Genomic DNA, 13100 nt, shown 5'->3' with positions numbered 1-13100 from the left:
CCATGAGGTCAGGCGCTGCGCAGGTCGGATCCTTCGCCGGGCACGGCGGTGACCTCGCGCGGCCCGCCCACCTCGTGACCGTCGGCGCAGCGGAAGTGCTGCTCGATGAGGGCGCCGCAGTCGCGGTGGGTGAGCAGCACCGGCGGTCCCTCGTCGCCAGACAGGTACCTGTCGCCCCAGTGCATCAGCGCGACCAGCAGGGGATAGAGGTCGCGGCCCTTCTCCGTGAGCCGGTATTCGTCGCGCTGCCGCTGCCCCGGCTCGCGGTAGGGCTCCTTGCGCAGCAGGCCCTCGTCGACCAGCCGGGCCAGTCGCGCGCTGAGCACCTGGCGGGGGGCTCCGGTGTGCGCCTGCATGTCGGCGAACCGCCGCACGCCGCTGAACGCCTCACGCAGCACCAGGAAGGTCCACTTCTCCCCAACGATGTCCAGGGTGCGCTCGATGGAGCAGTTGTTCACCCGGAAGGGAACGTTCATTTTTGCATTATACCTGAGTTCAGTTGACAGACTCAGGTTCGCGGAGCACGCTGAGTCTATGGAGGGAACTCAGATCCGCCAGGCCCGGCAGGACGACGCCGAGCGCATCAGGCGTTTCCTGGTCGGCCTGTCGCTGCACACGCAGACGCTGCGGTTCTTCACCGGCATGTCCAGCCCTGCCTCCTCCCTCGTCCGCGCGCTGCTGTGCGTGGACGAGCGCCGCGACGCGCTGGTGGCCACCACGGAGTGCGGCGAGATCGTCGGCCACGCCATGAGCTTCCAGGGCGAGCACACCGACGTGGAGATCGCCGTGGTCGTGACCGACGAGTGGCAGGGGCGTGGGCTGGGTCCCGAGCTGGTCAACGCGCTGCTGCTGCGGGCTTGTCTGCGCGGTGCCAGGACCGTGGGCATGGACGTCCTGGGCGAGAACCGGCGCGTGTTGCGGCTCGTCCGGCGGCTCTGGCCGGAGGCCAGGATGAAGGTCGCTTCCGGCTCGGTCGAGGTGACCGCTAAAATCAACCAGGCTGGCCTATTTGCGGAACAAGGTTCTGTTGCCACACCATTGACATTGTGAAGAGTGTCAAGAACGGACGCGACGGCCGGACCCGCATCATCGAGGGTGCCCTGCGCCGATTCAGTCAGGACGGCGTCTCCGCCACCACCCTGGCCAGCCTCCGTGAGGAAAGCGGCGTCAGCGTCGGCAGCTTCTACCACCACTTCGCCAGCAAAGAGCACGTCTTCGGCGTGCTGTACGGCGAGATCCTCGACGCCTACCAGAGCGCCTTCCTCGCCGAGCTGGGCAGCCACCAGGAGGCCCGCGACGGCATCGAGGCCATCGTCGGCTTCCACATGCGCTGGGCGGGCGAACACCCCGAGCGGGCGCGGCTGCTGATCAGCGAGCGCCCGCCGCGCAAGCACGAGCCGGGCGGCGCCGAGGTGGCCGAGGCGCGGCGCGCCTTCTTCCGGCAGGTCACCGACTGGTGGAAGCCGCACATGAAGAACGGCATGCTCCAGCCCGTCCACGCGACCATGTGTTACGTGTTGTGGCTGGGCCCGGCGCAGGAGATGTGCCGGCTGTGGTTCGCGGGGGCCCACACGCCCACGGAGGAGGAGATCAGGGGACTGGGAGAGGCCGCCTGGCAGAGCCTCCGCCAGCGACCCGAATAACCCCGCCGGAGAGCCTGCGCCGGCGACCCGAATAACCCCGCCGGAGAGCCTGCGCCGGCGACCCGGATGCCCCGGCCGGAGAGCCTGCGCCGGCGGCTCGAACAACTCTGTGCGACGTCCCGAATAAGGCCGTCGACGTGCGGTTCCCCTGCGGGGAGCAATGATCTGAGCACCGTCTGTGGTGTTATTGTCCAAATGTGAGACGACCTCGGGCGCTGATACTGCCCACACTGCCGGAGAGCGCACTCGCTCGCCTGCGCGAGATCGCCGACCTGACCGAGGCTTCCGCACGACCGACCCTCGGCTTCACCGACGAGCAACTGGCCGACCTGGTCATCGAGACCGGCGCGACCGTGCTGATCACCGACGGCGACCAGGTGCGCACCTCGGTGCTGGGGCTGCACCTGGACGTCGTGGCCAGCATGGGCCCGCCCGGCAGCGTGGACCTGGCGCTGGCCGCCGAGCGCGGGGTGACCATCCTGCACGCCGCCGACCGGGACCCGGAGGCGGTCGCCGAACTGACGCTCGCGCTGCTGTTCGCCGTCAGCAGGAACATCGTCAGCGCCGACCGCGAGGTGCGCAGGGGGCCCGTCTACCGCGACGGGGTCCCGCCGGCGCAGCGCCACCGCGGCCGGCGTCTTACCGGCAGGACGTTCGGCATCGTGGGGCTCGGCCGCGTCGGCAGGGCACTGCGCTGGCGCTGCGAGGGGCTGGGCATGCGGGTGATCGTCTGCGACCCGTTCGTGGCCGAGGCCACCCACTCGCTGCCCGCGCTGCTGGCCGAGGCCGACGCGGTCTCCCTGCACGTGCCGCTGACCGAAGAGACGCGGGGATTCTTCGGCTACACCGAGTTCGGCGCGATGCGGCCGGGATCGATCTACCTCAACACTTCACGCGGTGCGCTGCACGACCTCAAGGCGCTGGTCGAGGCGCTGCGCTGGGGTCAGGTGGGCGGCGCCGGGCTCGATCACTTCGAGGGGGAGTGGCTCGACCGGGCCCATCCGCTGACCCGGCTGCCGAACGTGGTGCTGACCCCCCGGCTGGGCGAGGCCACCGGAGAGAGCCGGGAGGAACTGGCGGAGAAGCTGGTGGACGACATCGCCCGGCTGTTGCGCGGCGAGCGGCCTGCCCACGCGCACGTACCGGCCTAGACGAGCGCCTACCTGCCCGCTCAGTGGAGGGCGGGCTGGCGGATCCGGGTTGGCACGCGCCAGCTCGCCCGGTCGAGCGAGATGTCCAGCCGCAGATCGCCACGGTGCCTGCGCAGCCCGGGCACCCGTACCCTGTGGTGCACGTCGAACCTGCCCCCATGCGGATAGCCGAACCCCAGCTCACCCGGCAGCACCCGCAGGTCGTCGCGGTTGCCGCAGCGCGGGCAGGTCCAGGAGACCAGATCCATGCCGCGGTGGTAGTCGGAGCAGGCGCTGAAGTACTCGTCGGGCCGGAACCGGGACTCACAAGCCAAGCAGGGGATCAGCATGGGCCCGCTCCTCGGGACGATGTGTCGGCAGTCCCAGAGATATCGCGTGCCGGTTGTCCGCCGCTTGCAGAACGCTTGGGTAACTACGTAACAGTATGGGCACTGTCGGTATCGGATCATGCGGAGGGCCAGGCGGTGAAAGGATGGTCTTGTGGAACGACTGCGCCATCATCTCCTCGAAACCGGCTACACGATCGACGGCGTACGCGAGCGCCTGGGCAGCATGGCGGCCTCGGCGCTGGCCCGCGAGGAGCTGATACCGGCCCTGCGCGCGACCGCGGACGGCGATCCGCTGGGCACGCTGATCCGGCTGTGGTGGCTCGGCGTTCCCGTCCCGGCCAAGAGCGTGGCCCCGGAGGTGCTGGAGTCGGGGCTGGTCACGGCCGACGGGGATCAGGTCGCCGCCACCGTGCACCTGCAGCCCTGGGAGACCGGCGGCTACCTGGTCTCCGACAGGAAGGTACGCCCGGGAGACCCCGCGCTGCGCCCCGACCACGTGGTGGGCGCGGGCGGCGCCTCGGCCAACCTGGCCCAGCTCGTCACCCGCCGCCCGGTGGAGCGCGCGCTCGACCTGGGCACCGGGTGTGGGGTGCAGGTGCTGCACCTGGCCGGGCGGGCCGAGCGGGTCGTGGCCACCGACCTCAACCCGCGTGCCCTGGAGCTGGCGCGGCTGAGCTGGGAGTTGTCCGGGGTCGAGGGCGTGGACGCGCGGGCGGGATCGTTGTTCGAGCCGGTCGGGGACGAGTTGTTCGACCTGATCGTGAGCAATCCGCCGTTCGTCATCGCCCCGGCGCGCGAAGGGAAGCTGACCTATCGCGAGTCGGGCGGGGAGGGTGACGACTTCTGCCGCGACCTCGTGCTGCAGGCGCCCCATCACCTCAGCCCCGGCGGCCAGGCCCATTTCCTGGCCAACTGGCTGCACGTCGAGGGCGAGGACTGGCACGACCGCGTGGGCGGCTGGTTGCGCGGGACCGGCTGCGACGGCTGGGTGGTCCAGCGTGACGTGCAGGATCCGGCCGAGTACGTCGAGCTGTGGCTCAGGGACGCGGCCGAGCACGGCACCAAGGGCTACGCCGAGCACTACGACCGCTGGCTGGAGTGGTTCGACGAGCGCGGGGTCGAGGGCATCGGGTTCGGCTGGATCACGATGCGCAACTCCGGCGCCTTCGATCCCGTCGTCCGCGTCGAGCATCTGGCGCACCAGGTCGCGCTCCCGGTCGGTGACTACGTCGATGACGTCATCGACTCCATCGCCGCCGCGCACCGGGCCGGCGGGCTGGACGGCGCGCTGCTGCGTACCGCGGAAGGGCTGCTCGACGAGCGCGTCGGCCTGCCGGGCGCGGAGGACCCGATCCGCATCGTCCTGCGCCAGACGCAGGGGCTGCGGCGCAGCAGGGAGGTCGGCACGGTGGAGGCCGCGCTGGCCGGCGTGTGCGACGGCGAGCTGGCGCTCGGGCCGCTGCTCAACGTGATCGCCGAGCTGGTCGGCGACGGTGAGATCCCCAACGCCGACGCGGTCAGGCCCCTCATCGCCGAGGGTTACTTCCTGCTTTGATTCGCCGTTGATTGGACGTTGACACCCGTGGTGAAGGCTCAGGGGCAAGACACGGACCTGGGGGGTTCGAGGGCCGTGTCAGGTCCGGCCGGTCGCCTATGTGAGGCGGCTAGCCGCTACGCGGAGCATCCGGATAACCGGGCCCCCTAGCGACGCGTGGTGGCAAGGGCGGCCGGTCGGGCTACAACATATTCGTGACAGCCTAAGGACAGTCTTGATCAACCATGTGTGGATGACACGGCTGGACGACGAGCTGTACTCAGGACTCGACGACGGGCCCGCCGAAGGATTCGGCAACGGAATCGGTAACGGATTCAGCGACGGATTCAGCGACGGTGACGGCGTCGAGCAGGACCTTCAGATCGCCGGCCTCGGGAGCCCCGAGCCTGGAAAAGATCTCGAAGGCCTGCCGTAGACAGTGCAGGCTCCTCGTCGTGTCGCCGAGACCGCGCAGCGCCCTGCCGAGCACGGTGAGCGAGAGCGCCTCGCCGTATGGGTGGCCGATCTCGCGGGAGACCGTCAGTGCCTGCTCGGCGTGCCGTACGGCGTCGGAATGGCGCTCGGCGGCGATGAACGTCTCGGCCAGCCGCGAGCACACCCGCTGCTCCCAGACGCGCTGCTTGCCGGCGCGGAAGAAGGCCAGGCACTCGGCGTGGTGGTGGACGGCCTCGTTGAGCCGGCCGACCCGGGAGAGCACGACGCCGAGGTGGTAGCGGGCACGGGCGGTGCCGGCGCCGCTGCCGATCTCGGTGAAGATGGCCAGGCCCTTCTCGGCCGCCGCGATCGCGTCCTCGGGGTGACCCAGCCCCAGATGGTCGCGGGCGGAGTAGCTGAGGACCAGCGCCTCGCCGGCCGGCACGCCGTTCTCGCGGTAGAAGCGCATCGCCGCCTCGAACAGCTCCAGCGCCTCGGTGTGGCGGCGCTGGCGGCCGACGACGACGGCCAGGGCGTTCAGCACCTCGCCGGTGACGATCTTCTCGCCGCGGGCGTGCGACAACTCGTGCACGCGCCTGAAGTGCTCCTCGGCCTCCTTGAGCCGGTTGCCGGCGAACAACACCCGGCCCAGCACGTAGCGGGCGCGCAGCTCGCACGCCTCGTCGCCAATGTTCCGCGCGCCGGCCAGCACGGCCCTGGTGCCCTGGCCGAACTCGCGCGTGTGCGTGCCCGACTCCAGCAGCGGCTCCATCGCCACCAGCAGGTCTGCGGCGGGCAGGAGCTGCTCGCCGGTACGCGCCGCCGCGGCGGCCTGGTTGATGGCCGCGAACAGTGAGTCGCCCTCGGCGATGAGCCAGGCCACGGCCTCGTCCGCGCTGGTGAGGGTCTGTCCGGTGCCGATCGTGACGAGGCTGACCGGAATCATGCTGCCCTCGTAGGCCAGCGTGTGCGCGGACCCGGCAGAGGCCAGGTAGAAGCCGAGCAGCCGGCGCAGCGCCATCGTACGGGCCGCGGGCTCCTCGCTCTTTTCCAGCTCGCGCCTGGCGAACAACTTGAGCAGGTCGTGGAAGCGGTAGCGGCCGGGCGCGGGCGCCTCCAGCAGGCTGGCGTCGACCAGCGACTCCAGCACCTCCTCCGCCTCGAACGCGTTCTTGGCCAGCACGGCCGCCGCCGCGCCCGCGGAGATGTCGGGGCCGTTGGGCAGCGAGAGCAGCCGGAACGCGTGCGCCTGGGCGGGGGTGAGCTGCCCGTACCCGAGCGCGAAGGTGGCCTCGACGGCCAGGTTGCCCACCCGCAGCTCGTCGAGGCGGCGCTGCTCGTCGGCCAGCCTGGGCACCAGCGAGGCGACCGTCCAGGAGGGCCGCGCGGCCAGCCTGGCGGCCACGATCCGCACGGCCAGCGGCAGGAACCCGCACGCCGCCACCACGTCCATGGCCGCGCCGTGCTCGGCCGCGACGCGCTCGGCCCCGGCGACCGCGGCGAACAGCCGCAGCGCCTCGCCCGGCTCCAGCACGTCCAGGTCCACGAGCTTGGCCGAGGGCAGGTCGGCCAGCTTGCCCCGGCTGGTGACGATGGCCGCGCAACCGGGCGTGCCCGGCAGCAGCGGGCTGACCTGCTCGGCGTCGCGGGCGTTGTCGAGCAGCACGAGGATGCGGCGTTCGGCCAGGATGGAGCGGTAGAGGGCCGAGCGCTCCGCCGTCCCTTCCGGGATGACGTCGGGCGGGATGCCGAGCGCGCGCAGGAAGCCGCCGAGCGCCGACTCGGGTGCCGTCGCCTCGTCGGTGTAGCCGCGCAGGTCGGCGTAGAGCTGGCCGTCGGGGAAGACGTCGTCCACCAGGTGCGCCACGTGCACGGCCAGCGTGGTCTTGCCGACGCCGCCGATGCCGGAGATGGCCACCAGGGGCACGCCCTCGGTCTGGGACTTGGCCGACAGCAGCGTGCGCAGCCGTCCGGCGATCTCCTTGCGGCCGGTGAAGTCGCTGACGGCGGCGGGCAGCTGGGCGGGGCGCGGCAGTTCGAGCGCCGGCTGTGGCTCCTCCGCCGCGGGGGGCTCCTCCTCGTGGGGCACCTCGGCGGCGGCGAGCGTGGGGTCGGCGGCCAGGATGCGCTGGTGCAGGGCGGACAGCTCGGGGCCGGGCTCGATGCCCAGCTCGTCGATGAGCGCCTCGCGCGTCTCGGTGAAGACGTTGAGCGCGTCGCCCTGCCGGCCGCAGCGGTACAGGGCCAGCATGAGCTGGGCGCGCAACCTCTCGCGCAGCGGGTGGTCGGCGGTCAGCGCGATCAGCTCGGACACGATCTTGGCGTGGTTGCCCAGCTCCAGGTCCACGTCCATGAGCGTCTCGATGACGCTGATGCGCCGCTCGACCAGCCGGTCGCGCTGGTGCTCGGAGTAGGGGCCGACGGTGCCGGCCAGCGGCTCGCCCTCGAAGAGGTTCAGCGCGGCCCGCAGCGCCCTGGCGGCCTCGGCCAGCCGGCCGGCCTTGCGCGCGGTCTCGGCCTGCGTGATGCCGCGTTCGAAGCGGGTCAGGTCGAGCGCGTCCTGCGGCAGCCGCAGCGCGTAGCCCTTGCCGATGGAGGTGAGCAGTTCGGGGCGCGATCGGGCGGGCCTGCCCGGTTCGAGCACCGTGCGCAGCCTGGAGACGTACGTGCGCAGCGCGCCCAGGGCCCGCGGCGGCGCGTCCTCGCCCCAGACGGCGTCGATCATCTCGGCGGGTGTGACCGCGTGGCCCTCGCGCAGCAGCAACATGCCCAGAATGGAACGCTGCAGCGGGGTGCCCAGGTCGAGTTCCTGGCCATCACGCCACGCGCGGACAGGACCGAGCACCGCGAACCGCAGCCCGCTCTCAACGCTCTGACCAGCCATGCCGTATGTCTCCAAGCCAATGGAACGATTTGTTACCAAATGATAGATCGGTTGATGTTCGTGCCCTAGAGGCAGACTGATCGTTCATCTCAGCGTTGATCCGCCTTTGATCCGGTGTTGAGCACGTCCCTGGATGCTGAAGGCCGCTGGTGTGACACGCATCCGCGGGGGCGTGTGTCATATAGAGCGAATGCAGGCGGGAAAAATACAGGCCCCGCCCAGTGGAAAAGGGCGGGGCCGTCGGCGGGTGTGGTTCCTAGGCTGCCTCGACCAGTCCGAGCCGCCTGACCAGCCGTTCGCGTACGGCCGGCCATTCGGAGTTCAGGATCGAGTAGAGCGCGGTATCTCGGACCGTGTCGTCGGCGCCTCGGCTGTCCGCTCGCCGCACCCCGTCGAAGTGTGCGCCGAGTGCCTCGATGGCGGCCCGGGATCTGGTGTTGCGTACGTCTGCCTTGAGGGAGATGCGGTGGACGTCCCAGGTCTCGAAGGCGTGCGAGAGCAGCAGGTACTTGCTCTCCCGGTTGGCACCCGTGCCCTGGGCGCCGGCGCCCAGCCAGGTGTAACCGATGTCGGCCACGGACGGGATGTCGCCCACCGCACCTCGGGTACCCGGCGGCCAGGGCATCGGCCCCTGCCAGTACTCCAGGTGCATGAGACGGGTGGCACCGACCACGCGGTCGGTGTTCAGCCACCGGATGGCGAAGGGCATCGTGCGGCCCTCCGCCTGCTCAGCCAGGGCGGCCTCCACGTAGGAGACCACCTCGTCCCGGCCATTCGGGACGCGAGTGAAGGTGTAGGTGGAGCGGTCTTCACTCGCCGCGGCGGTCAGATCATCGACCGCCGCGAGGCTGAGAGGTTCCAGGCGCACGAGGCGCCCGGACAGGGTGACAAGAGCGGGCATGAGCACATGATGGGGGCTACGCCACGTGCACGTAACCAGGCTGTGCCAACCAACTTTCCACCGCTTTTGCAGACGGTACGTTTTCGCAGGTCAGAGTGCTCTTTTAGGGGGTGGTGCACCCGCTCTTGGGGAAAGATTCGCCTAACCGTGACCCTGGCCGCGAGCCTGGCCGTGACCCTATCCGCGACCCTATCCGTGACAGGGCGCGGGGACGAGCGCCGGTCGCCGTTCCGCCACCGTTTCGCGGCGCAGCGGCGACAGCGCGCCCAGCCCCAGCGAGAGGTAGTCGAGATTGTCCGCGATCCACGGGAGCCGGAGCGGGTCCGAGCTGTTCAGAGCGGTCAGGCGCTCCTCGGGCGAGTCGCCGTAGAGCAGGCTGACGGCCACGCGCACGCGGGCGGCCGACGGGTCGTCGCCGAAGGCGTGGCCCGGCAGCACCCCGATGCCGTGGTTCTCCAGCAGGATCTTGGTGATCTCGGCGGAGCCGCCGAGTCTGAGGTGGCTCAGGTCGGGATAGAGGTAGAAGCCGCCCTGCGGCATGGGCACGTCGGCGCCGATCTCGATGAACCGTTCGCGTACCTCATGGGCGACCAGGCCGTGCAGCCGGCGGCTGCGGTCGATGCGCTCGATCAGCTCGGGATGGTCGCCGAAGGCGTAGGCGGCGGCCTCCTGGACGGGCGCCGCGGGCGCCGACCAGATCTCGCTGGCCACCGCGAGCAGTTGCCTGCGCAACGCATGACCGTTCTCCGGCAGCCTGGCCACGCCGATCCGCCAGCCGCCCAGGGCCAGGCTCTTGCTCAGCCCGGTGGTGATGATCGTGCGCTCCGGCGCCAGATCGGCGGGCGAGGTGTAGGGCAGGGCCGGGTCGTGTACGAGGTCGCGGTAGATCTCGTCGGAAATGATCGTCAAATCGAGCTCACGGGCGACCGCGACCAGGTGGGCGACGGTGGCCGGTGGAGCCAGCCGTCCCGTCGGGTTGTCCGGCAGGGTGACCAGCACCGAGCTGACCGTCCTGCCCTCCGCCCTTGCGCGGCGTACCGCGGCGGCCACCAGATCCGGGTCCGGCACTCCGCCCTGCCCTGGTGGTGCGGGCACCAGGATCGGACGTGAGCCGACCAGATCGGCCTGCGCGGCGTAGCTGACCCAGCTGGGCATGGGCAAGACGACGTCCCCGCCGATCGCCAGCAGCAGGCCGTACAGCAGGGATTTGCTGCCCGGTCCGCAGACGACCAGTTCGGGGTCGGTGGTGAGCCCCCGTCGAGTCCAATAGCCCGCCGCCGCGGCCCGAAGTTCTGACGCCCCCGCGACCGGCCCGTAGCCGTTGCGTTCCGAGGCGGCGGCCAGCCTGTCGCGCAGCGCCGGGTGGACGGGCAGCCCTGCCTCTCCGAAGGCCAGGTGCAGCACGCGTTCCCCGGCGCGTCGTCTTCGTTCGATGTCCTCGTTAGCCGCCAGAGTGGCGGACAAAGTAACGGTCATGGTTGTCACGTTCCCAGCGTGGTTGGATGAAGGCATCAGCACAAGCGAGGCTTAGTGTGGGTAGGCATAAGGAAGTCTGATGCTCGAATTGCGGCGATTGGTCCTGATCTGCGAGTTCGCCAGAAAGGGCAGCATCGCGGCGACCGCCGAAGCGCTCGGCTACAGTCCTTCGGCCGTGTCGCAACAGCTGGTCGCGCTCGAACGTGAGACCGGAACGGCCCTGATCGACAGGACGGCGCGCAGCGCCGAACTCACCGACGCCGGCCGACGGCTGGTCATGCACGCGGAGCGGATCCTTTCGATGGTGGAGGAGGCGGAATCCGACCTGTCCGCGCACGAAGGGACGCCGTCAGGGCGGGTCGTCGTCACCGCCTTCCCCACGGCGGCCGTAGCATTCGCGCCGGCGCTCGCCCGATCGTTGCGCCGCCACACCCAGCTCACGCTCCGGCTGGGGCAGAGCAGATCGGGGCGGGGCATGCGCGAGGTGCAGTCGGGGGAGGTGGACATCGCGCTCGTGGACGACTGGTACGGCCAGGCGCGCGACAGCGACAGCCTGCGGGTCTTCCCGCTGCTGCGGGACCCCCTCGTGCTGGTCGTGCCGCGCAAGCACCGGCTGGCCGACCCCGAGGTGCCGCTGGACCTGCGCGAACTGCGCGACGAGCCGTGGATGGCCACGCCCGACGGCGAGCCGTCGCGGCTGGCGGTGGACCGGCTGCTGGTGGACGTGGGCGGCACCCGGCCGACGCCGTGGGAGTTCGAGGGGCTGGGGACCATCCTGTCGCTGGTCGCCAAGGGCCTCGGCATCGCCGCCGTACCCGCGCTGGCGCTGGCCGCCGGGGTGCGCGGGCTGGCCGTGCGGCAGTTCCCCGGCAACCCGGTGGGGCGGGAGGTGCACGCGGTGGCGCGCGGCTCCAGCGTGCACCGGCCGTCGGTGTCGGTGACGCTGCGGGCCATCCACGTGGCGGCGCGTTACATCGCCGGGGACCTGGATCCGGTACGCCCGGCGGAGCGGCCCAAGGACAGGGAGTGAACCCCGTGCACCCGCCAGAGGCGATAGCGTCTTCGCTCATGGCGCCGACGTACGAGATCGAGCAGCTCCTGCTCGCGCAGCCCAGCACGCGCACGGTCGCCGGCGTGGACGAGGTCGGCAGGGGCGCCTGGGCGGGGCCCGTGACGGTGTGCGCGGTCGTCACCGACCTGTCGGAGCCGCCCGCCGGGCTGACGGACTCCAAGCAGGTCTCCGAGGCCAAGCGCGGGCCGCTGGCCGCCGAGCTGGCCGTCTGGGCGGCGGGCGTCGGCTTCGGCGAGGCCACGCACCACGAGATCGACACGCTCGGCATGACCGAGGCGCTGCGCAGGGCCGCCCGCCGGGCGCTGGAGTCGCTGCCGGTCCGTCCTGACGCGGTGATCCTGGACGGCAAGCACGACTACATCGGCGCGCCCTGGCCGGTGCGCCTGGAGGTCAAGGGAGACTCGGCGAGCATCTCGGTGGCCGCCGCCTCCGTGCTGGCCAAGGTGCGGCGCGACGCCTACATGGGCACGATCGGCTGCGAGGAGTACGGCTTCGCCGAGAACGCGGGCTACCCCTCACCCGGGCACCAGGAGGCGCTGGCCCGGCTCGGGCCCACCTCCCACCATCGGCTCTCCTGGTCATACCTTGACGACCTGCCCCAATGGCGGCATCTCAAGCGGCACCGGGACCCTCTGGCCATGGAGGGGCAGGCCAGCCTGTTCGCCTGACGTCGCGATCGGCCATCATTCGGGGCATGCGGATCGGGATCTTTGTGGTCGCGGGGCTGTTTCCCGGGCAGGAGTCCGGGCGGGTGCTCGCCGACGCGGTCGAGTGGATCGTCGCGGCCGAGGAGGCCGGGTTCGACGACGCGTGGGTCGCCGAGCACCACTTCATGACCTACGGCGTCTGCCCGTCCCCGGCGACGCTGGCGGCGGTCGCGATCGGCAGGACCTCTCGCATCGGGCTCGGCACGGCCGTGAGCGTGTTGTCCAGCCAGCATCCCGTGGCGCTGGCCGAGCAGGCCGCCATGTTGCACCACCTGTCCGGCGGGCGGTTCACGCTGGGGGTCGGCAGGGGCGGGCCGTGGGTGGACCTGGAGGTGTTCGGGACGGGGCTCGAACGGTACGAGCGGGGGTTCGCCGAATCGCTCGACCTGCTGCTGGATGCCCTGTCGGGGCCTTCCGTGGCCGCCGACGGGGAGTTCTTCCGGTTCAGGGAGGTGCCGATGGTGCCGTCGGCCTCGATGCGGCCGGTCGTCGCGTGCACCTCCGCCGGGACCGTGGAGGTGGCCGCCCGGCGCGGGCTGCCGATGTTGCTGGGCATGCACATCGGGGACGAGGACAAGGCCGCCATGATCAAGCGGTACGGGGACTCGACTGTCGGGCACGTCGCGGCGGGGGTGGCGTGTGTGGCCGATTCCACGGCCGAGGCGGTGCGTGAGCTCAAGGCCGCGATGCTGGCCTGGCTGGGGCCGGGGCTGGCCGGTTACGTGCCGGTGGACGGGCGGACGAGGCCGTCCAGGGACGCCGGCGCGTACGTGGACCTGCTGACCGGGATCCATCCGGTGGGATCGGCGGAGCACTGCGCCGAGACGTTGCGGCGTACCGCGGAGGTCACCGGTGTCGAGCGCTTCATCCTGCTCATGGAGGGGCTGGGGGAGCACGGGCGCACGCTGGAGAACATCAGGAGGTTCGGCGCCGAGGTGTTGCCGCTGCTACGGGGATGAACCCGGCGA

The 13100-nt window shown here is 71.0% G+C and carries 12 protein-coding genes; 7 read left to right on the top strand and 5 right to left on the bottom strand.

All coding sequences use genetic code 11. The features are described from left to right. Positions 1–8 precede the first annotated feature (8 nt). Positions 9–476 (bottom strand): helix-turn-helix domain-containing protein, encoded by a 468-nt coding sequence (locus tag AB0I81_RS08590; RefSeq protein WP_360652232.1) that lies wholly within the window; start codon positions 474–476, stop codon positions 9–11. 58 nt (positions 477–534) lie between these two features. Here AB0I81_RS08590 and AB0I81_RS08585 point away from each other — a divergent pair, with 58 nt between their 5' ends. The 3 genes from AB0I81_RS08585 to AB0I81_RS08575 all read left to right on the top strand — a co-directional run bounded on the left by AB0I81_RS08585 (position 535) and on the right by AB0I81_RS08575 (position 2794). After that, entirely contained in the window at positions 535–1050 is a 516-nt protein-coding gene (locus AB0I81_RS08585; protein ID WP_360652229.1) for a GNAT family N-acetyltransferase, read from the top strand. Beyond that, positions 1047–1643, top strand: a complete 597-nt coding sequence (locus AB0I81_RS08580) for a TetR/AcrR family transcriptional regulator (protein WP_360652226.1) — start codon at positions 1047–1049, stop codon at positions 1641–1643. Before AB0I81_RS08585 ends, AB0I81_RS08580 begins: the two co-directional genes overlap by 4 nt. 197 nt (positions 1644–1840) lie before the next feature. Next, a complete protein-coding gene (locus AB0I81_RS08575; RefSeq protein WP_360652223.1) occupies positions 1841–2794 on the top strand; it encodes an NAD(P)-dependent oxidoreductase in 954 nt (317 codons plus the stop codon). Between the two features lie 20 nt (positions 2795–2814). On the opposite strand, the gene AB0I81_RS08570 is transcribed toward AB0I81_RS08575, so the two are convergent. After that, positions 2815–3123 (bottom strand): hypothetical protein, encoded by a 309-nt coding sequence (locus tag AB0I81_RS08570; RefSeq protein WP_360652219.1) that lies wholly within the window; start codon positions 3121–3123, stop codon positions 2815–2817. Positions 3124–3274: 151 nt separating this feature from the next. On the opposite strand from AB0I81_RS08570, the gene AB0I81_RS08565 reads away from it, so the two are divergent. After that, positions 3275–4678, top strand: coding sequence for a methyltransferase (locus AB0I81_RS08565; RefSeq protein WP_360652216.1), 1404 nt, complete (start codon positions 3275–3277; stop codon positions 4676–4678). Positions 4679–4937: 259 nt separating this feature from the next. Here AB0I81_RS08565 and AB0I81_RS08560 read toward each other — a convergent pair whose 3' ends face one another. From AB0I81_RS08560 to AB0I81_RS08550, 3 genes are all read right to left on the bottom strand, one after another. Next, the gene (locus tag AB0I81_RS08560) at positions 4938–7976 is read right to left on the bottom strand and encodes a BTAD domain-containing putative transcriptional regulator (RefSeq protein WP_360652213.1); all 3039 of its coding nucleotides are present in this window, start codon (positions 7974–7976) and stop codon (positions 4938–4940) included. A gap of 256 nt (positions 7977–8232) precedes the next feature. Next, the gene (locus AB0I81_RS08555; RefSeq protein WP_360652210.1) at positions 8233–8877 is read right to left on the bottom strand and encodes a GNAT family protein; all 645 of its coding nucleotides are present in this window, start codon (positions 8875–8877) and stop codon (positions 8233–8235) included. A gap of 189 nt (positions 8878–9066) precedes the next feature. After that, on the bottom strand, positions 9067–10353 hold the full coding sequence (locus AB0I81_RS08550) for a pyridoxal phosphate-dependent aminotransferase (RefSeq protein ID WP_360652207.1): 1287 nt from the start codon (positions 10351–10353) through the stop codon (positions 9067–9069). Positions 10354–10432: 79 nt separating this feature from the next. Between AB0I81_RS08550 and AB0I81_RS08545 the strand changes: the two genes are divergently transcribed. From AB0I81_RS08545 to AB0I81_RS08535, 3 genes are read left to right on the top strand one after another with little or no spacing between them, the layout of a single operon-like run. Further along, entirely contained in the window at positions 10433–11383 is a 951-nt protein-coding gene (locus AB0I81_RS08545) for a LysR family transcriptional regulator (protein ID WP_360652203.1), read from the top strand. 38 nt (positions 11384–11421) lie between these two features. Further along, a complete protein-coding gene (locus AB0I81_RS08540) occupies positions 11422–12093 on the top strand; it encodes a ribonuclease HII (RefSeq protein ID WP_360652200.1) in 672 nt (223 codons plus the stop codon). 26 nt (positions 12094–12119) lie between these two features. Then, positions 12120–13091: an LLM class flavin-dependent oxidoreductase gene (locus AB0I81_RS08535; RefSeq protein WP_360652197.1), complete on the top strand. Its 972-nt coding sequence runs from the start codon at positions 12120–12122 to the stop codon at positions 13089–13091. Positions 13092–13100: the final 9 nt, after the last annotated feature.

It is taken from the genome of Nonomuraea sp. NPDC050404, assembly GCF_040655495.1.
Lineage (GTDB): Bacteria > Actinomycetota > Actinomycetes > Streptosporangiales > Streptosporangiaceae > Nonomuraea.
The sequence above is the reverse complement of the archived record's forward strand: the minus strand, read 5'-3'. Positions and strand labels throughout refer to the sequence as shown.